The sequence below is a fragment of the Bacillus cereus group sp. BfR-BA-01330 genome, from assembly GCF_022663885.1.
In the GTDB taxonomy this organism is placed as follows: Bacteria; Bacillota; Bacilli; order Bacillales; family Bacillaceae_G; genus Bacillus_A; species Bacillus_A cereus.
Map to the genome: position 1 here is coordinate 282218 of NZ_JAKUGK010000005.1, position 20741 is coordinate 302958.

Consider the following 20741-nt stretch of genomic DNA (forward strand, 5'->3'; position numbering starts at 1 on the left):
AGCAGTGAACGGTTTTTCTAGTAATTGCTAACGGACAACACCGTTATGTTGAACTTGAGCAATTAACAATTATGTTAATTGGAACAAGGGTGGAACCACGAATTCAACACTCGTCCCTTTTTACGGGATGAGTGTTTTTTATTTTGAGAAAAAGAGGAGTGACCAGTGATGGCAGATGTAGTTAAAATTACTTTCCCTGATGGAGCTGTGAAGGAGTTTCCAAAAGGCGTAACAACTGAAGAAATCGCAGCTTCTATTAGCCCAGGCTTAAAGAAAAAAGCTGTAGCTGGAAAATTAAACGATGAGATGATCGATCTTGTTACACCAATCGAAGAAGATGGTGCAGTTTCTATCATTACATTAGATTCTGAAGATGGCCTATATATTTTACGCCATTCAACAGCCCACCTTTTAGCACAAGCGTTAAAACGTTTATATAAAGATGTTAAGGTTGAGCTCGGCATTGGTCCAGTAATTGAAAATGGCTTCTACTACGATATTGATATGGAAGAAGCAATTACAGTTGAAGACTTCAAGAAAATCGAAAAAGAAATGCAAAAAATCGTGAACGAGAACTTAGAAATCGTTCGTCATGAAGTACCACGTGCAGAAGCAATTCGTCGCTTTGAAGAAATCGGCGATGAGTTAAAATTAGATTTAATTAACGATCTTCCAGAAGATGCAGTTATTTCAATCTATGAGCAAGGCGAATTCTTCGACCTTTGTCGTGGTGTTCACCTTCCATCTACAGGGAAAATTAAAGTGTTTAAATTATTAAGCGTTGCAGGTGCTTACTGGCGCGGCGATAGCAATAATAAAATGCTACAACGTATTTACGGTACTGCATTCGTTAAAAAAGCGGAATTAGATGAGCACTTACGTATGCTTGAAGAAGCGAAAGAGCGCGATCACCGTAAATTAGGTAAAGAATTAAAACTATTTACTAATAGCCAAAAAGTAGGACAAGGTTTACCACTTTGGTTACCAAAGGGTGCAACAATTCGTCGTATTATCGAGCGTTATATCGTTGATAAAGAAGCAAGCTTAGGCTATGATCACGTATATACTCCAGTACTAGGAAGCAGAGAGCTTTATGAAACTTCTGGTCACTGGAACCACTACCGTGATGGCATGTTCCCATCAATGGAAATGGATAACGAAGAATTAGTTCTTCGTCCAATGAACTGTCCTCATCATATGATGGTTTATAAAAATGATATTCACAGCTACCGTGAATTACCAATCCGTATTGCGGAACTTGGAACAATGCACCGTTATGAAATGTCAGGTGCGTTATCTGGATTACAACGTGTACGCGGAATGACTTTAAACGATGCGCATATTTTCGTTCGTCCAGATCAAATTAAAGAAGAGTTAAAACGTGTTGTAAACTTAACTCTAGAAGTGTACAAAGATTTCGGTTTAGAGAACTACTCATTCCGTCTATCTTACCGCGACCCAGCAGATACTAAAAAGTATTATGCGGATGATGAGATGTGGGAAAAAGCACAAGGTATGTTAAAAGAAGCTATGGATGAAATGGGTCTTGATTACTATGAAGCTGAAGGTGAAGCGGCATTCTACGGTCCAAAACTTGACGTTCAAGTTCGTACTGCTCTTGGAAAAGACGAAACACTTTCAACTGTACAATTAGACTTCTTGCTTCCAGAACGCTTTGAATTATCATACGTCGGTGAAGACGGTAAACAACATCGTCCAGTTGTAATTCACCGTGGTGTTGTATCAACTATGGAACGTTTTGTAGCCTTCTTAATTGAAGAATACAAAGGTGCATTCCCAACATGGTTAGCTCCAGTTCAAGTACAAGTAATTCCAGTTTCTCCGCAAGTACATTTAGACTATGCGAAGAAAGTACAAGACGAATTGCGTCGTGCTGGTATCCGTGTTGAATTAGACACTCGTGAAGAGAAAATCGGTTACAAAATCCGTGAAGCACAAATGCAAAAAATTCCGTACATGCTTGTAGTAGGTGACAATGAAGTAACTGAAAACGGCGTAAACGTACGTAAATATGGTGAACAAAAATCAGAAACAATCGCATTAGATGCTTTTGTTGACATGATTAAAGTAGAAGGAAAACGATAAGAAAAAGCCGCGGTATACCGCGGCTTTTTTATGTAATATACTTGAGAAAAATTAGAAAAAATAACCATGTAATACTTATCATAAAAAAGTATTGCAAGTATGTTAGTTGTTTGTTACAATATTTCTTGTTGTTAGTAAAACACATCGCGTCTTCTTGACAGACGTCATGTCCTATGATAAACTCATCAAGGATAATAGAATATTGTTTTGTGGAACAAGTAGAAGCACCCGCTTCTCACCTGATGGACGCATTCGCAGTTAACAGGTAAATGTATTTCTTACTTAAGATTTTACAAGTGTGGGTGTCGTATGCCCGCACTTTTTTTGTTCGGGTTCTATGACTACAAAATATGTTCTGAGAAAACCTTGGAGGTGGCTTACTATTAGCAAGGATATGATGATTAACGAGCAAATTCGTGCACGTGAAGTACGTTTAGTTGGCGCAAATGGCGATCAACTTGGAATCAAGTCTCGTAATGACGCTTTAGACTTAGCTGCAAATCTTAATCTTGATTTAGTATTAGTTGCTCCAAATGCGAAACCGCCAGTATGCCGCATTATGGACTACGGTAAATTCCGCTTTGAGCAACAGAAGAAAGAAAAAGAGCAGCGCAAAAATCAAAAAGTAATTAGCATGAAAGAAGTTCGTTTAAGTCCAACAATTGATGAACACGACTTTAACACAAAACTTCGTAATGCTATCAAGTTTTTAGAGAAAGGCGACAAGGTTAAAGCATCAATTCGCTTTAAAGGACGTGCCATTACTCATAAAGAAATCGGTCAACGTGTTTTAGATCGCTTCTCAGAAGCTTGTGCTGAAGTTAGCACAGTTGAATCTAAGCCTAAAATGGAAGGACGCAGTATGTTCTTAGTTTTAGCACCGAAAAACGATAAGTAATAGATAGAGGAGGAAATACCTATGCCTAAACAAAAAACTCATCGCGGCGCTGCAAAGCGTTTCAAAAAGACTGGATCAGGTAAACTGAAACGTTCTCACGCTTACACAAGCCATTTATTCGCTAACAAATCTACAAAAGCTAAACGTAAACTACGTAAAGCTGGTGTAGTAAGCGCTGGTGACTTCAAACGCATTCGTCAAATGCTTGACAACTTAAAATAAGTTCGGCTGATATATAGAACAATTAGGAGGTAATATTATGCCAAGAGTAAAAGGTGGTACAGTTACTCGTCAACGTCGTAAAAAAGTAATTAAATTAGCAAAAGGTTACTACGGTTCAAAAAATACATTATTCAAGGTTGCTAACCAACAGGTTATGAAATCTCTAATGTATGCATTCCGTGACCGCCGTCAAAAGAAACGTGACTTCCGTAAATTATGGATTACACGTATCAACGCAGCAGCTCGTATGAATGGTCTTTCTTACAGCCGCTTAATGCACGGTCTTAAAAATGCTGGCATCGAAGTTAACCGCAAGATGCTTGCTGACTTAGCTGTTCATGACGAAAAAGCTTTCGCTGAATTAGCAACAGTTGCAAAAAACAACATTAACTAATTAATTAGTTGAAACCTTAGAAGAATTTTCTTCTAAGGTTTTTTTATTTGTATTCAAATAGAAGTTAGAAGTGAAAGAAATTCTAAAGATTAACGGCTATGTTGTTATCAATATGACAAAATCAATATAAAAGTTATAGCAGTATAGAAGAATATACATATGAAGTCAGGAGAATACTCCTGGCTTTTTTCAATTCTGCTCGTTTGGAAAGAAGAGTATCTTTCCTAGCTGAAACGACACTGCTATAATGGAAAGATGATATGGAACTTTCATCAGATGAACAATTTAAGAGCGATGACTGAAACGTATTTGTAAATTAAGGACAAGCTATTTTATAAAGAGTTAGATAGCTGACTTATTCATAAGAACTGAAACATAATAATGAACTTTGAGATGAAACAACATTGTTGCGTAAAATGCGATGTTGGAGGAGGACAATAGAATGGACTTACTACAACTATTTAAATTACAAAAAGAATTAGATGACCGTATTGCAAAAGAACATGACTTACAACCGAAAAAATTGTTAAAAGAAAAAATGTTAGCTCTTCTTGTAGAAATTGGAGAACTTGCAAATGAAACACGTTGTTTTAAATATTGGAGCAACAAACCAGCATCAGAACGTGAAGTAATATTAGAAGAATACGTAGATGGTTTGCATTTTATTTTATCAATCGGAATTGATTTAGGTATTGATAAAAACTTCCTATTCTATAAATGTGCACAGACGAATAAAACACAAGTGGAAATTTTCTTAGACACATATGCGAAAGTAATTCGTTTTACAGATCAACCATCTATTACAAACTATATTGAATTATTTACGAGCTATCTTCGACTTGGACAAGCACTTGAATTTGAACAAGAAGAGATTGAAAAAGCATATTTAGATAAAAATGAAGTAAATCATCAGCGTCAAACACAAGGATACTAATTTAATTTTTGAATATTTCAATTTAATTATTGTATAATGAATTGACTGAAGAAAAAGGAGGGTGTTGGCAATGACAAAATTAGACGCGACATTGACAATGCTAAAAGAATTAACAGATGCACGTGGTATTGCTGGTAATGAGCGTGAACCACGTGAAGTAATGAAGAAATATATTGAGCCGTTTGCGGACGAACTTTCTACTGATAATTTAGGGAGTTTAGTTGCGAAAAAAGTAGGGGAAGAAAACGGCCCGAAAATTATGGTTGCAGGTCATTTAGATGAAGTTGGATTTATGATTACACAAATCGATGACAAAGGTTTCCTTCGCTTCCAAACGGTTGGTGGCTGGTGGTCACAAGTTATGCTTGCGCAACGCGTGACGATTGTAACGCGTAAAGGAGATGTAACAGGTGTAATTGGTTCAAAACCACCGCACATTTTACCTCCAGAAGCTCGTAAAAAGCCAGTTGAAATTAAAGACATGTTCATCGATATCGGTGCTTCTAGCCAAGAAGAAGCGATGGAGTGGGGCGTACGACCAGGAGATCAAGTTGTACCTTACTTTGAATTCCAAGTGATGAAGAATGAAAAAATGTTACTTGCAAAGGCATGGGATAACCGAATCGGTTGTGCAATTGCAATTGACGTATTAAAACAATTAAAAGATGAAAAGCATCCAAACGTTGTATATGGCGTTGGAACTGTACAAGAAGAAGTTGGTCTTCGTGGCGCAAAAACATCTGCGAATTATATTAAACCAGATATCGCGTTCGCAGTAGATGTTGGTATCGCTGGAGATACACCGGGTGTAACGTCAAAAGAAGCACAAAGTAAAATGGGCGATGGGCCACAAATCATTTTATATGATGCTTCTGTTATTGGACATACAGGTTTACGTGATTTCGTAGTTGATGTTGCTGATGAATTACAAATCCCGTATCAATATGATTCAGTAGCAGGCGGAGGAACGGATGCGGGTGCGATTCACATTGCTGTAAATGGTATTCCTTCTATGGCAATTACAATTGCAACGCGCTATATCCATTCTCATGCGGCAATGTTACATCGTGATGATTATGAAAATGCAGTGAAGTTAATTGTAGAAGTTATTAAACGTCTTGATAAAGAGGCTGTACATAACATTACATTTAATTAATAGAAAAAGCGAAGGAGCTTCTCCTTCGCTTTTTTATGTTTTAAAAAGGCCTTTCTAATCCTGCAGCAGTATGAGCCCCTAAAATAATTAAACGAGTTAATTGCATCGCCATAAAATGCGGGGTATATATCATTCCTCTTTTTAACCATGACATAATCATTCCGATGTGAGCCCCTGTCACATAACTAATCAAAATATCACGAGGAACCATAAGATCTTCATCATCTGGTTGTGAAATAGACAAGCTTAATGTTAAATGCACTTGTATTGTTTTCATCATTTTATAAGAGTAGTTTCCGGCAGCTTTATCCCCAAGCATAACGTTATAAAAGTTTACATTTTCTGCGATATGTTCGAATAAAGCCAAAAATGTAGGATGAGGTGAATCAAATGTAAGTTGAAAATCTTCTTTATTTCTATTTTTCGGTTTAATTACTTCTGCTAGCTTCTCTAACATTTCTTCAATGCTTTTGTCTAATAGGTCATATTTATCATGGTAATGGCTATAAAATGTAGCGCGGTTTACAGGAGCGCGTTCTGCGATATGTTGCACAGTTACATTTTCAAAGCCTTTTTCGCCTACTAAAGCGACAAAAGCATCCTGAATGAGTTGTCTCGTTCGCTTTACACGTGGATCATTTGTATTTTTAATAGACATTTTCCTTCTCCTCGTTTAATTTTCTATACTTAAACAACATATTGGTATTATATTGTTGTTTAAGCAACATTTCATACGTAAATTGTCGGTTGTAGATTCAAAATAATTATTTATAATTATAAACGATAGTCCTTCAGAAATCAGCACCGCTCGCAGGTAGATAAATTTCGATTTACGCTGCAGATGGTGTGATTTTTTTGTTAAAAGGTTAATATAATTAACAATTAAACAATCTAAACAATAAGGACATAAATAGTTTAGAAAAAAATTATATGCGATATAAGGAGAGGAATGCAATGAATCAGTTTCGAAGAATGGTAATTATCAACATTATCACATTAATTGTACTAGTTGGCGGCGGTATTGGCGGTTATTACTATTACAATCAAACGGAAAATTACTTAAAAACAGACAATGCAAAGATTGATGGAAAGGTAATTCCGGTTGCTTCACCAGTAGCAGGTAAACTAACTGACTGGAAAGCTGAAGTAGGAAAAAATTATAATGAGAACGATAAATTAGGTACTGTTACTGTAGCGGCAGCTAATGGAGAACAAACAGTAGATGTAACAATTCCACAAAATGCAACAGTTGTACAATCAAACGCGACAACAAATGCTTTCGTTGGAGCGGGTAGCCCAATTGCTTATGCATTTGATATGAACAATTTATGGGTAACAGCAAACATTGAAGAAACAGATGTTGATGATGTTCAAAAAGGTCAAGATGTAGATGTGTATGTAGATGCATACCCAGATACAACGTTAACAGGAAAAGTAGAACAAGTTGGCTTAACAACAGCGAATACATTCTCTATGTTGCCATCAAGCAACGCAACAGCGAACTATACGAAAGTAACACAAGTAGTACCAGTTAAAATTTCTTTAGATCATAGCAAATCAGTAAATATTGTTCCTGGCATGAATGTGACAGTTCGTATTCATAAGTAAGGGGGAGATGAGATGTCCTCAATTGTAATTGCAGGATATGCACTATTTTGTATAATCGTCTTCTTCCTTGTAAATCGTCTTTTACGAAAGAAAAAAACGAAAATGGGAGAAGAACAAGTCCCAGCCGTAAGTAAAATAGAAGTAAGTAAAGTTGAAACAAAAGAGAAAGAAATTGAACGAAAGCAAGAATCGGAAATTTCTAATGTAGTTGAGTTAGAAACAGGAAAGCAAGAAGAAGTAAAACAAGAAAAAGAAGTGCCGAAAAAACAAATGTCTATGCCTGTAGAGAATGTGAACGTAAAAGCAGTTGTAGCTGTATTAATTCTAGGCATGTTCGTTTCTATTTTAAACCAAACAATCATTAATGTTGCATTACCTCCGTTAATGAATGAATTTAATGTATCAACTTCAACAGCACAATGGTTAATTACAGGCTTCATGCTTGTAAATGGTATTTTAGTACCGATTAGTGCCTTTTTAGTTTCACGATTTACGTATCGTAAATTATTCGTAGCAGCAATGTTATTCTTCACGGTAGGATCTATCATTTGTGCTACTTCAGGAAACTTTACAATGATGATGACAGGTCGCGTAATTCAAGCAGTTGGTGCGGGTATTTTAATGCCGGTTGGTATGAATATCTTCATGACGTTATTCCCGCCTCATAAACGCGGAGCGGCGATGGGATTACTAGGTGTAGCGATGATTTTAGCACCAGCTATCGGACCAACTGTAACAGGTTGGGTGATTGAAAACTATAGCTGGAACTTAATGTTCTATGCGATGTTTATTATTGGTTTAATTATTACGTTCCTATCTTTAAAATTCTTTACACTAGCTCAGCCGGTGTCTAAAACGAAATTAGATATATTCGGTGTGGTTAGTTCAAGTATTGGACTAGGAAGCTTATTGTACGGATTTAGTGAAGCTGGAAATAATAGTTGGACTAGTGCAGAAGTCATTATTTCACTTGTTATCGGTGTAATTGGTTTAGCGTTATTTATTTGGAGAGAGTTAACAACGGACAATAAAATGCTTGATTTACAAGTATTTAAATATCCAGTATTTACTTTTACTTTAGTAATTAATGCAATCGTTACGATGGCATTATTCGGAGGTATGTTATTGCTTCCAGTATATCTGCAAAACATTCGTGGCTTTACGCCAATTGAATCTGGTTTACTACTTCTTCCAGGATCATTAATTATGGGGATCATGGGACCAGTAGCGGGTAAATTATTCGATAAATATGGTATTCGTCCATTAGCGATAATTGGATTGGCAATTACGACGTATGCGACATATGAATTTACAAAATTATCGATGGATACGCCGTATAGCGTTATTATGACGGATTACATTATACGTTCAATTGGTATGTCATTCATTATGATGCCAATTATGACAGCTGGTATGAACGCGCTGCCGATGAAATTAATTTCTCACGGTACAGCAACGCAAAATACGTCAAGACAAGTAGCGGGTTCAATCGGAACAGCTATTTTAATTACACTTATGACGCAACAAACGACTGCTCACGTAGCTGATTACGGCAACATGTTAACAACATCAAACCCAATTTTAGTTGATAAAGTACACGGCATGGGTCAAAGCTTAGCGGCCTTAGCTGGATCAGCTCAAGCAGGAGACGCGATGAGCACACAACTATTATATGGACAAATTTCAAAGCTATCTGCAATTAACGGTATTAACGATGCCTTCTTAATCGCAACGATACTAGCAGGTATCGCTTGGGTGTTATCGTTCTTCTTACAATCAGGCAATAAACCAAATAGAAAAGCAGGGAATTAATTTCCCTGCTTTTTTGTTTTCTTATACAAGGATTCAATTAGATATAGAATGAATCACCTGCAGACATGAGAACCCAGAAAATAACCCCCAGTAGTCCCGCAATAAAAATAATAAATCCTATGTTGTGTATACTTTTACATTGTGCTTGTAATCCATTTATCCTCGCTAATAAGACAATTAAAGAAATTAAAATTAGTATAAAGAAGTTGTTATAAAAAGAGTAAAGAGAGGTATCATCATGATACCTCTCTTTATCCTAAGAATGCTAACATATTATTCATAATATGAAATAACATAGCTGGAATAATGGATTTTGTTTTCAGGCGTAATATTTAAATATTACATATAAAGGTGTATTTTCCATAAAATAATAAAAGAGGTATCACCCTGTAGTGATGCCTCTTTCTCATTGATAACTATGTTCTGTCTTGTTATTCAATTTTGCTTGCTCTATTTGCAATTCACGCTCTACCAATCGATCTAATTGCTGAATTGCTTTAAGTGCTTTTTCATAAGAAATTGTTCGATAATGATGCGCTCCGCCCGGTTCTTCATCTGCTTCGTCTGCCCATTTAATAATATTTTGAAGAGATGTTCTTTCAATTTCTTGTTCCACTAAGAAAGAATCTGTATGAAGAAGAATTGCAATAGAAATTTCTTTTGCTAGTTTTGGATGTTCTCCTAATCTAATAAGTAATTTATGTGCTCTTTCAGCGCCTTTAATTGCATGGATATCATTCTTTTTATATAAGTCATAATCCCATTCGCCGCCTGTGTACCACGTATGATGTCCGATATCATGAAGGAAGCCAGCTTTTGTGGCAGCATCGACTGAGGCGTGATGCTTTTTGGCTAGGTGAAACGCATGGTAAGCGACAGCGATCGCGTGGACCATTCCAGAACGGTTTACGTATTTTTGTGTAATGTGGTGTTTAAAAATTTGTTCAAGCGTAATACGGTGCATAAAACATTCACTCCTTTTATCTTATGGTGTATATGAAGAAAAATCGATCGGTTTAAATGTATTTTGAACATTGTACTCCATCATAGTTCGTTAGTAAAGTAGAAATGTTTAGGAGAAGAAAAAATTTTTCTGCAAAAAAATCACCTTAGCTTATGCAAAGGTGATTTTCAAATTGCTTATTTTTTTAATCCTTGCTCTAGTGTTTCTAACATTTCGTGCTTTTCATTTTCATCAGCGTTTTTCCAAATGACTTCAAATAAAACGCCAAGACCTGGAAGCATTTTTTCTTCACCGCTTTGAATTGCATCGACGATTGTTTCTTGTAATTGATCTTGTGAATTTCCAGATACATTCGCTAATACGGCACCGCGTAAATTAAAACTCATTGCTTTCACCTCTTCTTCAGAATTGAAACTGACGTTAGTTTTTGTTCTTTTTTATGTAAATATGTATGAAAAATAGGCTATAATGATAAGACAAGAAGAGAGGGAAATACATATTATGAAAAACATTGATTCAGTACAAAATCCGCGTGTAAAGCAGTGGAAAAAGCTGCAAACGAAAAAAGAACGCGATAAAAAAGGTTTATTTTTTGTAGAAGGATTCCACTTAGTCGAGGAAGCTTTGAAGACAGGAATTGTAACAGAACTTATCGTTTCAGATCAGACAGACCTTCCGAAAGATTGGACAGTTAATGATGTGGAAATGTACATCGTACCTGAGGCGATTGTAAAAATACTTCGTGAAACAGAAACGACGCAAGGTGTATTTGCTGTTTGTGAGAAGCATGAGAAAGAAGTAGCTCTTACTGATGGGAAATTCCTTTTATTAGATGGCCTGCAAGACCCAGGTAATTTAGGAACAATTATTCGTACAGCTGATGCAGCTGGTATTCACGCCGTTGTGCTTGGAGAAGGTTGTGTTGATGTTTACAATAGTAAAGTACTCCGCTCTACACAAGGCTCTATTTTCCACTTACCAATTGTAAAAGGGAACTTAGAAGAATGGGTAGACAAGTTAAAAGAAAATAACGTTCCTGTATATGGAACAGCTCTTGAAAATGGAGTTCCGTATGGTGAAGTAACGCCGGCTGGCAGTTTTGCATTAATTGTAGGAAATGAAGGAAATGGCGTACGCCAAGAAATTCTTGCAAAAACGGATCAAAACTTGTATATTCCGATTTACGGCGGGGCAGAATCATTAAATGTTGCGGTTGCAGCAGGGATTTTAACGTATTATTTGCAAAGCCCGGTTGCGAACAAATAAAAAACTTCTTATAATAAGTTGAAGTACATTATATTAAAAGTTAAATAACGAAAAACGTTGATAGAGAAGAGTAGCTTACAAAATCGCCATATAGGGAGAGAGTGCCGTAGACTGAAAGCATTCTTATGGTAGACGGAAGTGAATTCACCTCTGGAGTTGACGCCAGGACCATGTATATGTAAAGGCGTTCCGGTCAGAATTGATCGTTATAACTAATGAGTGGGCAGACTTGTTCTGTCAATTTAGGGTGGTACCGCGAATTTACCTCGTCCCTTTTTGGGAGCGAGGTTTTTTTATTTTTAAAATTAGGAGGGTTCCAAAATGGAAGCACGTTTAAAAGAGCTAAAGCAAAAAGCGTTAGAGCTTATTGAAGAAGCGAAAGAGCTAAAGGGCTTAAACGACGTACGCGTAGCGTATTTAGGAAAAAAAGGCCCAATTACAGAAGTATTACGCGGCATGGGAAAATTATCAGCAGAAGAGCGTCCACGTATGGGAGCATTAGTAAATGAAGTACGTGAAGCGATTCAAACGCGTCTAGACGACAAAATTAGTAACTTAGAAAAAGCAGTAATTGAAGCGAAATTAGCTACTGAAACAATTGATGTTACATTGCCAGGTCGTCCTGTTGAAACAGGTTGTCACCATCCGTTAACAGCTGTTGTTGAGCAAATTGAAGATGTATTCATCGGTATGGGTTATGAAGTAGCTGAAGGAACAGAAGTAGAAAAAGACTACTACAACTTCGAAGCACTAAACTTACCGAAAGATCACCCAGCGCGTGATATGCAAGATACATTCTACATCACAGAAGAAACGTTACTACGTACACATACATCTTCTGTGCAAGCACGTACGATGGAAAATAATAAAGAAAAAGGCCCAATTAAAATTATTTGTCCTGGTAAAGTGTATCGCCGTGATGACGACGATGCGACGCATTCACATCAGTTCATGCAAATTGAAGGTCTTGTAATTGATAAAAACATTCGTATGAGTGACTTAAAAGGTACACTGCAAGTATTCGTGAAAAAGATGTTCGGTGAAGATCGTGAAATCCGTCTTCGTCCAAGTTTCTTCCCATTCACAGAGCCATCTGTAGAGATGGATATTTCTTGTATGATGTGTCATGGCAAAGGTTGCGGCACTTGTAAAGGAACTGGCTGGATTGAAATTCTAGGCGCAGGTATGGTTCACCCGAACGTACTTGAAATGGCTGGTTATGATTCAAAAGAATATCAAGGCTTCGCATTCGGTATGGGCGCAGAGCGTATCGCAATGTTGAAATACGGAGTAGATGACATTCGTCATTTCTATACAAATGATGTACGTTTCTTACAACAATTCAAACGAGCGTAAGGGAAGGAGAGGATAGGTATGTTCGTATCATATCGTTGGTTACAAGAGTATGTAGATATTAAAGATGTAACAGCACAAGAACTAGCAGACAAAATCACGAAAAGTGGTATTGAAGTAGAAGGCGTTGAAGTATTAAATAAAGGTGTAAAAGGTGTTGTAGTTGGTCACGTATTAGAATGTGAAAAACACCCAGAAGCTGATAAATTAAGCAAATGCTTAATCGATATCGGTGAAGAAGAGCCAGTTCAAATTATTTGTGGAGCTGCTAACATTGCAAAAGGCTTAAAAGTACCAGTTGCAAAAGTTGGAGCTGTACTTCCTGGTAACTTCAAAATCAAAAAAGCAAAACTACGCGGTGAAGCTTCTCACGGTATGGTTTGTGCTCTTCAAGAGCTTGGTATTGATGGAAAGTTAGTTTCAAAAGAATACGCAGATGGTATCTTCATCTTCCCAAGTGACGCTGAAGTTGGTGCAGATGCACTTGAAATTTTAAACTTACACGATGAAGTACTTGAGCTTGGCTTAACACCAAACCGTGCAGATTGCTTAAACATGTTAGGTGTTGCTTACGAAGTAGCTGCTATTTATGGCCGCGAAGTAAAACTTCCAGCTATCGACTTACAAGAAACAGCAGAAAAAACTTCTGATTATATTTCTGTAAGTGTAGAAGCGAAAGAAGAAAACCCATTATACATTGCGAAAATGGTTAAAAACGTAAAGATTGGTCCATCACCAATGTGGATGCAAACTCGTCTTATGGCAGCTGGCATTCGTCCAATTAGCAACGTAGTTGATATTACAAACTACATTTTAATGGAATACGGTCAACCGTTACATGCATTCGATTACGATAAATTAGGTTCAAAAGAAATCGTTGTTCGTCTTGCAAAAGAAGGCGAAAAAATTGAAACGTTAGATGATCAAGAGCGTACATTACAAAGCCACCACCTTGTAATTACAAACGGCACGAAAGCTTTAGCTGTTGCTGGTGTAATGGGCGGGGCGGATTCTGAAGTTACAAATGAGACAGTAAACGTTCTAATTGAGTCTGCATACTTTGCAGGTCAAACAGTACGTCGTACATCAAAAGACTTAGGTCTTCGTAGTGAATCAAGTGCACGTTTCGAAAAAGGAATCGACCCAACACGTACATTTGAAGCAATTCAACACGCAGCTGCTTTAATGGCGAAATATGCTGGCGGTGAAGCACTTGAAGGTGTAGTAGAAGCTGACAACTTACAAGTACAAGAGCGTACAGTATCTGTTACTGCTGAAAAAGTAAACCGTGTATTAGGTACAAATATTTCTGCGAGTGAAATGGGTACAATGTTCACAAACTTGAAATTCCCATTCACAGAAGTAGAAGGAACATTCCACGTGAATGTACCAGCACGTCGTCCTGATATTACAATTTCAGAAGACTTAGTAGAAGAAGTGGGCCGTCTATACGGTTATGACCACATTCCAGTTACATTACCTTCTGGAACGATGACTCGTGGTAAATTAACATCAGCACAAACGAAACGTCGTAAAGTACGCCGCTTCTTAGAGGGTGCTGGTTTATATGAAGCAATCACATATTCATTAACAAGCGCTGATAAAGCGAAACAATATATGGTTGAGCCAAACGAAAAGGCGCCTGTAGGTCTTGCACTTCCAATGAGTGAAGAACGTAGCCAACTTCGTTTAAGCTTAGTACCGCAATTACTAGAAGCAGTTTCATACAATGTCGCTCGTAAAAACGACAGCGTTGCTTTATACGAAGTAGGTTCTATCTTCTTACCGACAGAAGAAGGAGAACTTCCGAAAGAAGAACAACATCTTGCAGGTGTTATGACAGGTCTTGCTCTTCACCATGCATGGCAAGGTGAGAAGAAAGTAGTAGACTTCTTCGTTGTGAAAGGTGTACTAGAAGGACTATTCGACGTACTTGGCGTTGCAAATCAAATCACATATGCACCAGCAAAACGTGGAGGTATGCACCCAGGTCGTACAGCTGACATCGTATTAGATGGCGAAGTAATTGGTTTCATCGGTCAATTGCACCCAGAAGCAGAAAAACAATTAGATGTGAAAAATACATTCGTATTCGAACTATCTCTTGTAAAAGTATTCGGTGCAGACGCAGAAGAAACTTACTACTCAGCGATTCCACGTTTCCCATCTATGACACGTGATATGGCTGTTGTCGTAACGAAAGAAACAAAAGCTGGCGAAATGAAGCAAGTTATTGCTGAAGCTGGTGGAGAACTTCTGAAAGATGTAACACTATTTGACTTATACGAAGGTGAAAAAATGGAAGAAGGCAAGAAATCACTTGCATTCTCTATGAACTACTTCGATGCAGAGCGTACGTTAACAGACGAAGAAGTAACAGAAGCACATAACCGTGTATTAACAGCGGTAGAAGAGAAATTTGGTGCGGAGTTACGTAAGTAATTTAAAAATAAAAAGGTTGAGTACCCATTGAAGGGGACTCAACCTTTTTATTTTTAATTACATTGTATCTGTTTTTCGTTCTGTAAATACTTCGGTAGCAACCGTTAAAATGGTGTTTAATGCTACAGGAAATCCGGCATATATAATCATTTGCATCATTACTTCAATGATTTCTTCTTCTGTCCATCCGACGTTTAAAGCTCCGTTTATATAAAATTTCAGTTGTTCAGTATTCCCTAAAGCTGTTAATCCAGCAACGGTCGCAAGTAATCGAGATTTCAAGTCAAGACCTGGTCTGGCAAAAATTTGACCGTAGTTAAATTCTACAGCTAATGTTCCTAAATCAGGTGCAACAGAATCTGCAAGGTTATTTACGATGTTTTGGTAATGTTCAGGAGAGATTTTTGCTAAAATTCCCATCCCTTTTTCATAATTCACACTAGTTTCTTTCATTACATACATCTTCCCTTCTAGTATAATTGGGCATTTTTATAAATGAGATTAGTGTAATACTTATCATGGAAATTCCAAGAATACATACTCCGGTCCACTGCCATTTGCTCCAGACGAGCAGTCCGAAGTAAGAGCCTATAGACCCACCGAGAAATGTTGCCACCATGTATATGCCGTTCAAACTACTTCGTTTCTCAGGATGTAATTGGAAAAGGTGTGCTTGACAAGCTACTTGATTTGCTTGAGTGCCAGCTGTAAGTAAAAGAGCCCCTACAATGAGTCCTGGTAACCAGTACCCTGAAAACAAAAATAGTAAAAAAGAAAAAAATGAAATAGACGTACATAAAGCGTTTGCAAATATGGCTCCTTTTTTATCTATAATGCGCCCGATAATAGGTGTTGCAAATGCTCCTACTATTCCTACTAAACCGATTAATCCAACAGTAGAGCTTCCGTAATGATAAGGATGTGTAGTTAATAAGAAAATAAGTGTAGTCCAAAAAACACTGAAAGCTCCAAATACCATCCCTTGACTTAAACAAGCCTTTCGTAACATTTTCTCTTGCAACAAGAGTGGAATGAAAGAAAAGAGAAGCTTTTTATATTGCATGTGATGAGTCTGATCTCCTTTAGGGAAATACATTTTCACTAATAACATAAGAATGAAAGTACTTATGAAAAAAATCCCATAAACAGTTCGCCATCCGAAGTGAATATCAATTAATCCGCTAATTAATCGAGCTCCTAAAATGCCGCAAACTAGACCGATAGATACATTTCCTAAAATTTGACCTCTATTTTGATCAGTGGCGTATTGAGAGACGAAAGGGATTACAATCTGGGGGATGATTGTAACAAATCCAAGAATAAAATTAGCTGCAATTAGCCAAGTCATATCTGTTGAGAAAGCGGCTAAAGCTAAGTTAATACAAATGAGAGACAATAAAATTAAAATTAATTTTTTTCTCTCAAGTATATCCCCTAAAGGAACTATGAAAAGATTTCCTAATGCATATCCGACTTGGGTTACGGTAGCAACAATACCGATTCTAGTTTCTGAAACATGAAAAGTATGGGCTATGCTTACTAAAAGGGTTTGATTTATATACACGTTTGCTACTGTAAAACCACATATTACCGCCATAAATAAAACAAATCGCTGTGTTAGTTCAAAAGAATGTGTTTCTATATTTTTTATTATCATAAAATTCACCTCCTTTACTCATTAAGATAAAGGTAGGTTTATAATGAAAATAGGAGTGTATTTATACTGGTATAAAAACTACCACTAATAAAGGGGAATATTATATGTTAAGCGATGCAGATAGAAGGAAGGAACTAGCAGATTTTTTGAAAAGCCGCCGAGCTAGGTTGACTCCTGAGCAATTTAATTTACCAATTGGTCAGCGAAGAAAAACAAAAGGATTAAGACGGGAAGAAGTTGCACAATTAACTGGAATTGGATTGACATGGTATACATGGTTAGAACAAGGGCGTGATATCCAAGTTTCTCAAGAAGTTATAGAGTCAATTTCTCGTGTGTTTCGGTTGGAGGGAGAAGAAAGAAATCATTTGATTTTATTGGCAAATCTTTCACTACCTTCTCAAATAAGGAAGCCGATTGCTGGACATATAAATGGGGTTTTAGAGGGGTTACTAGATCAATTACAATTTTGTCCTGCTTATGTAATTGATGAAAAACTTAACATTGTTCATTGGAATAAGGCTGCTAGTGTTGTATTTGGTGATTTTGGTGAAATGGATGAGAGAAATCGAAATGCGGTTTGGCGTTGTTTTACATCAAAAGAATACCGTAAACTATTTGAAAACTGGGAAAATCATGCACAACGTTTAATTGCACAGTTCCGTGCTACATATACACAATTTATTGGGGATGAGTGGTTTAAAAATGTGATTGAGGAACTTACGGAAAGAAGTAGCGAATTTCGTATGTGGTGGTCAAATCATGAAGTGCAAGGAACACCTATTGGTCGGAAAGTACTTTTACATCCTGCCATAGGGACGTTGGTCATGGATCATGTTACACTCCAGGTTTATGATGCACCTGAATTAAAGCTTACAATTTATCAGCCACGTATAGAGGAAGATACAAAAATGAAGATGAAAGAATTATTAAAAGGAAATTAGGATAATACAGTAGGGAATTAATCTCTCATGGAAATCGTTTAAATATATGTTGTTGAAAAAAGAAAAATACTGATATATTTTCCGACATCTTGCATCTTTCTCTCGAATGTAGTACATTAATTTTAGTTTAACAAAATGAAAGACGATGATAAGGAAAAGTAGTATATACTATAATCCAAAGCGAGTCAGGGACGGTGAGAGCCTGATGAGGCGGTATATGTGAAGAACACCTTGGAGTTGCTAACCGAAATTGAATCTCGTATTCAAGAGTAGACTTAGACGGGAATCCGGCCTGTTACAAACCGGGAAGTATGTATTACATACGAGTTAAAGTTGGTCTTTATGACAAATTGGGTGGTACCGCGAAGTTTAACCTTTCGTCCCTTTATGGATGAAAGGTTTTTTTGTATTTAAATATATGAGCAAAGGAGAATTTCACTATGGAAAACACATTAGTAAAAAGTCTGTATAGAGATACAGAAAAGTATGCAGATCAAACAGTACAAGTATCAGGGTGGATTCGTAACTTACGTGATTCAAAAGCATTTGGTTTCATCGAATTAAACGACGGTAGCTTCTTCAAAAGCGTTCAAATCGTTTTCGATACAGAATTAGAGAACTTCAAAGAAATTGCAAAACTTCCACTTAGCTCTTCAGTTAAAGTAGAAGGTAAAGTAATTGCAACGCCTGGAGCGAAGCAACCATTTGAAATTAAAGCAGAAAAAATTGATATCGAGGGCTTATCAGATTCTGATTACCCACTTCAAAAGAAACGTCATACATTTGAATACTTACGTACAATCGCTCACTTACGTCCAAGAACAAATGCATTCTCTGCAACGTTCCGCGTACGTTCTATCGCAGCATTTGCGATTCACCAATTCTTCCAAGAGCGTGGATTCGTACATGTTCATACACCTATCATCACTGGTAGTGATACAGAAGGTGCTGGCGAAATGTTCCGCGTAACAACGCAAGATTTAAATAACCTACCAAAAGGTGAAGACGGAAAAGTTGATGAGTCAAAAGACTTCTTCGGTAAAGAAACAAACCTAACAGTAAGTGGACAGCTGAACGCTGAAGCTTATGCATTAGCATTCCGTGATGTATACACATTCGGACCTACATTCCGTGCAGAAAACTCAAACACAACTCGCCACGCTGCTGAGTTCTGGATGGTTGAGCCTGAGATTGCATTCGCGGAACTAGGGGATGTAATGAACCTTACAGAAGATATGCTGAAATATGCAATGAAATACGTATTAGAGCATGCACCAGAAGAAATGGAATTCTTCAACAGCTTCGTTGATAAAACAGTTCTTGAGCGCATGAACAACGTAATTAACTCAGACTTCGGTCGCATCACTTATACAGAAGCAATTAAAGTACTTCAAGAATCAGGTGCTGACTTCAAATACCCAGTAGAATGGGGAATTGACTTACAAACAGAACACGAAAGATACTTATCAGAAGAAATCTTCAAACGCCCTGTATTCGTAACTGACTATCCGAAAGACATTAAAGCATTCTACATGCGTTTGAATGAAGACGGTAAAACAGTAGCTGCTACTGACCTTCTAGTTCCTGGCATCGGCGAATTAATCGGCGGAAGTCAACGTGAAGAAAGAATGGACGTTTTAGTAGACAGAATTAAAGAATTAGGTATGAACGAAGAGGACTACTGGTGGTACTTAGAACTTAGAAAATACGGCGGTACAAAACACGCTGGATTCGGTCTAGGTTTCGAGCGCTTCCTAATGTACATCACTGGCATGGCTAACATCCGTGACGTAATTCCATTCCCAAGAACTCCAGGTTCTTCTGAGTTTTAAGATATAAAAAAAGCGAGAGCAACTGCTCTCGCTTTTTTTATTGAGAAAGGTTGTAATTGCAACCTGAACTTTATAAAGTATTTCACGACTAGAAAAGATGTTGTTCATAGTTCAATTCCCACTTCATATATAAGTAAAACGAATGCGACATTTATATAGGGAAGGGGTTTTTATACAATGGGGGAAATTCCAAGTCATACAAAGTGGACATTGCGTGACAAGTATATAGTAATCACTGGTGCAACAAGTGGTATTGGATTAGCGGCAGCTAAGATGTTTGCAAAAAGCGGTGCTAAGCTAGGAATCATTGCACGTAATGAAGCAAAAGCGAATGATGTTATGACTCAACTTGAAAATATAACGGATGGGAATGCAGTGGTAGATATATTTTTCGCTGATATGTCTTCCCAACAATCTATACGCCAGGTAGCTACCGATATTTTAGAAAGATGTCCGAGAATTGATATATTAGTAAATAATGCGGGTGCTTTATTTCAAACAAGACAAATTACAGAGGACGGTTTGGAGATGACCTGGGCGGTAAACCATTTAGGTCCATTCTTACTTACAGATTTGTTGTTGGAGCGTTTAAAAGAAAGTGCTCCTGCTCGCGTCATTACCACTGCATCTCACGGTCATAAAATGGCTAAAAAGGGAATTGATTTCGATGATCTAGATGCAGAACAACTGTATCGCGGTATTAAGAAGTTCATGGGCGGTCCTACAATGCGTTATGCACAAACAAAACTAGCTAACATTTTATTCACCTCTGAATTGGCACAGCGGTTGGAGGGAACGGGTGTTAGTGCTTATAGCTTTGACCCGGGGCTAGTGAATACAAATTTTAACCAGGATAATGGTCTAGCTGCTCGCTTAACTATGGCAGCAATGAAACCTTTCTCCCGTACGCCGGAGAAAGGTGCTGAAACTTTAGTATGGCTAGCAGAATCAACTGGATTTACTAATCAGAGTGGTTATTACTATGCCGATAAACAAGTAGGGGAAATGTCTGAAGCTGCCTTGGATAAGGATGCAGCAAAGCGGCTATGGGACATAAGCGAAAACCAAACACGAGAGTAAAAGAGTAGCGAGTATATGTTCAGATTATTATGTTGAATAGTTTTTTACCCTTAAGTAAAAAGTAACCTTGGGG

At 37.3% G+C, this 20741-nt stretch carries 19 protein-coding genes, 2 pseudogenes and 4 other annotated features (1 of these 25 cut by a window edge); of the genes and pseudogenes, 14 read left to right on the forward strand and 7 right to left on the reverse strand.

The features are described from left to right. Positions 1 to 121, forward strand: a binding site (T-box leader) (it extends 108 nt beyond the left edge of the window). Positions 122 to 168: 47 nt separating this feature from the next. The 6 genes from thrS (at position 169) to MR112_RS16665 (ending at position 5710) form a co-directional block, all read left to right on the forward strand. After that, a complete protein-coding gene (gene thrS / locus MR112_RS16640; RefSeq protein WP_000786083.1) occupies positions 169 to 2106 on the forward strand; it encodes a threonine--tRNA ligase in 1938 nt (645 codons plus the stop codon). Positions 2107 to 2316: 210 nt separating this feature from the next. Then, positions 2317 to 2437: a sequence feature (ribosomal protein L20 leader region), on the forward strand. Between the two features lie 63 nt (positions 2438 to 2500). Next, on the forward strand, positions 2501 to 3004 hold the full coding sequence (gene infC, locus MR112_RS16645) for a translation initiation factor IF-3 (RefSeq protein ID WP_000973215.1): 504 nt from the start codon (positions 2501 to 2503) through the stop codon (positions 3002 to 3004). Between the two features lie 21 nt (positions 3005 to 3025). Next, positions 3026 to 3226: a 50S ribosomal protein L35 gene (gene rpmI, locus MR112_RS16650; RefSeq protein ID WP_001125945.1), complete on the forward strand. Its 201-nt coding sequence runs from the start codon at positions 3026 to 3028 to the stop codon at positions 3224 to 3226. 37 nt (positions 3227 to 3263) lie between these two features. Continuing rightward, entirely contained in the window at positions 3264 to 3620 is a 357-nt protein-coding gene (gene rplT / locus MR112_RS16655; RefSeq protein WP_001138362.1) for a 50S ribosomal protein L20, read from the forward strand. 442 nt (positions 3621 to 4062) lie between these two features. Beyond that, positions 4063 to 4554 carry a dUTP diphosphatase gene (locus MR112_RS16660; protein ID WP_000365050.1) on the forward strand — a complete coding sequence of 164 codons (492 nt, stop codon included), beginning with the start codon at positions 4063 to 4065 and terminating at the stop codon, positions 4552 to 4554. A gap of 70 nt (positions 4555 to 4624) precedes the next feature. Beyond that, positions 4625 to 5710, forward strand: a complete 1086-nt coding sequence (locus MR112_RS16665) for a M42 family metallopeptidase (protein ID WP_000163555.1) — start codon at positions 4625 to 4627, stop codon at positions 5708 to 5710. A 40-nt stretch (positions 5711 to 5750) separates the two neighbouring features. Here the strand turns inward: MR112_RS16665 and MR112_RS16670 are convergent, their stop codons facing one another. Further along, positions 5751 to 6368 carry a TetR/AcrR family transcriptional regulator gene (locus tag MR112_RS16670; protein WP_000023661.1) on the reverse strand — a complete coding sequence of 206 codons (618 nt, stop codon included), beginning with the start codon at positions 6366 to 6368 and terminating at the stop codon, positions 5751 to 5753. Positions 6369 to 6664: 296 nt separating this feature from the next. Here MR112_RS16670 and MR112_RS16675 point away from each other — a divergent pair, with 296 nt between their 5' ends. Beyond that, on the forward strand, positions 6665 to 7318 hold the full coding sequence (locus MR112_RS16675) for an HlyD family secretion protein (protein WP_001071419.1): 654 nt from the start codon (positions 6665 to 6667) through the stop codon (positions 7316 to 7318). A gap of 12 nt (positions 7319 to 7330) precedes the next feature. Then, complete coding sequence (locus MR112_RS16680; protein ID WP_173602386.1) at positions 7331 to 9130, forward strand: DHA2 family efflux MFS transporter permease subunit; 1800 nt, start codon at positions 7331 to 7333, stop codon at positions 9128 to 9130. A gap of 37 nt (positions 9131 to 9167) precedes the next feature. Here MR112_RS16680 and MR112_RS16685 read toward each other — a convergent pair. From MR112_RS16685 to sspI, 4 genes and pseudogenes are all read right to left on the reverse strand, one after another. Beyond that, positions 9168 to 9323 (reverse strand): annotated as a pseudogene (locus tag MR112_RS16685) (DNA-binding protein); the annotation flags it as partial. Between the two features lie 58 nt (positions 9324 to 9381). Then, positions 9382 to 9462: pseudogene (locus MR112_RS16690) on the reverse strand (CPBP family intramembrane glutamic endopeptidase); the annotation flags it as partial. A gap of 74 nt (positions 9463 to 9536) precedes the next feature. After that, on the reverse strand, positions 9537 to 10094 hold the full coding sequence (locus MR112_RS16695) for an HD domain-containing protein (RefSeq protein ID WP_000554786.1): 558 nt from the start codon (positions 10092 to 10094) through the stop codon (positions 9537 to 9539). Positions 10095 to 10270: 176 nt separating this feature from the next. Next, entirely contained in the window at positions 10271 to 10480 is a 210-nt protein-coding gene (sspI, locus tag MR112_RS16700) for a small acid-soluble spore protein SspI (RefSeq protein WP_000009509.1), read from the reverse strand. Positions 10481 to 10562: 82 nt separating this feature from the next. On the opposite strand from sspI, the gene MR112_RS16705 reads away from it, so the two are divergent. From MR112_RS16705 to pheT, 3 genes are all read left to right on the forward strand, one after another. Then, positions 10563 to 11360: a TrmH family RNA methyltransferase gene (locus MR112_RS16705; RefSeq protein ID WP_002026395.1), complete on the forward strand. Its 798-nt coding sequence runs from the start codon at positions 10563 to 10565 to the stop codon at positions 11358 to 11360. Between the two features lie 48 nt (positions 11361 to 11408). Beyond that, positions 11409 to 11637, forward strand: a binding site (T-box leader). A gap of 44 nt (positions 11638 to 11681) precedes the next feature. Further along, positions 11682 to 12716: a phenylalanine--tRNA ligase subunit alpha gene (gene pheS, locus MR112_RS16710; RefSeq protein WP_000388219.1), complete on the forward strand. Its 1035-nt coding sequence runs from the start codon at positions 11682 to 11684 to the stop codon at positions 12714 to 12716. Positions 12717 to 12734: 18 nt separating this feature from the next. After that, positions 12735 to 15155, forward strand: a complete 2421-nt coding sequence (pheT, locus tag MR112_RS16715; protein WP_048656148.1) for a phenylalanine--tRNA ligase subunit beta — start codon at positions 12735 to 12737, stop codon at positions 15153 to 15155. A gap of 57 nt (positions 15156 to 15212) precedes the next feature. On the opposite strand, the gene MR112_RS16720 is transcribed toward pheT, so the two are convergent. Together MR112_RS16720 and MR112_RS16725 are read right to left on the reverse strand one after the other, a co-directional pair. After that, the gene (locus tag MR112_RS16720; protein ID WP_078187115.1) at positions 15213 to 15608 is read right to left on the reverse strand and encodes a carboxymuconolactone decarboxylase family protein; all 396 of its coding nucleotides are present in this window, start codon (positions 15606 to 15608) and stop codon (positions 15213 to 15215) included. Further along, the gene (locus tag MR112_RS16725; RefSeq protein WP_173602387.1) at positions 15595 to 16812 is read right to left on the reverse strand and encodes an MFS transporter; all 1218 of its coding nucleotides are present in this window, start codon (positions 16810 to 16812) and stop codon (positions 15595 to 15597) included. The genes MR112_RS16720 and MR112_RS16725 overlap by 14 nt, the downstream gene beginning before the upstream one ends. A gap of 104 nt (positions 16813 to 16916) precedes the next feature. On the opposite strand from MR112_RS16725, the gene MR112_RS16730 reads away from it, so the two are divergent. The 3 genes from MR112_RS16730 to MR112_RS16740 all read left to right on the forward strand — a co-directional run bounded on the left by MR112_RS16730 (position 16917) and on the right by MR112_RS16740 (position 20668). Further along, positions 16917 to 17756, forward strand: coding sequence for a helix-turn-helix transcriptional regulator (locus MR112_RS16730; RefSeq protein ID WP_048656150.1), 840 nt, complete (start codon positions 16917 to 16919; stop codon positions 17754 to 17756). Positions 17757 to 17892: 136 nt separating this feature from the next. Beyond that, positions 17893 to 18144: a binding site (T-box leader), on the forward strand. Positions 18145 to 18196: 52 nt separating this feature from the next. Continuing rightward, complete coding sequence (gene asnS / locus MR112_RS16735) at positions 18197 to 19588, forward strand: asparagine--tRNA ligase (protein ID WP_000432177.1); 1392 nt, start codon at positions 18197 to 18199, stop codon at positions 19586 to 19588. A 177-nt stretch (positions 19589 to 19765) separates the two neighbouring features. After that, positions 19766 to 20668 (forward strand): SDR family oxidoreductase, encoded by a 903-nt coding sequence (locus MR112_RS16740; RefSeq protein WP_000503910.1) that lies wholly within the window; start codon positions 19766 to 19768, stop codon positions 20666 to 20668. Positions 20669 to 20741: the final 73 nt, after the last annotated feature.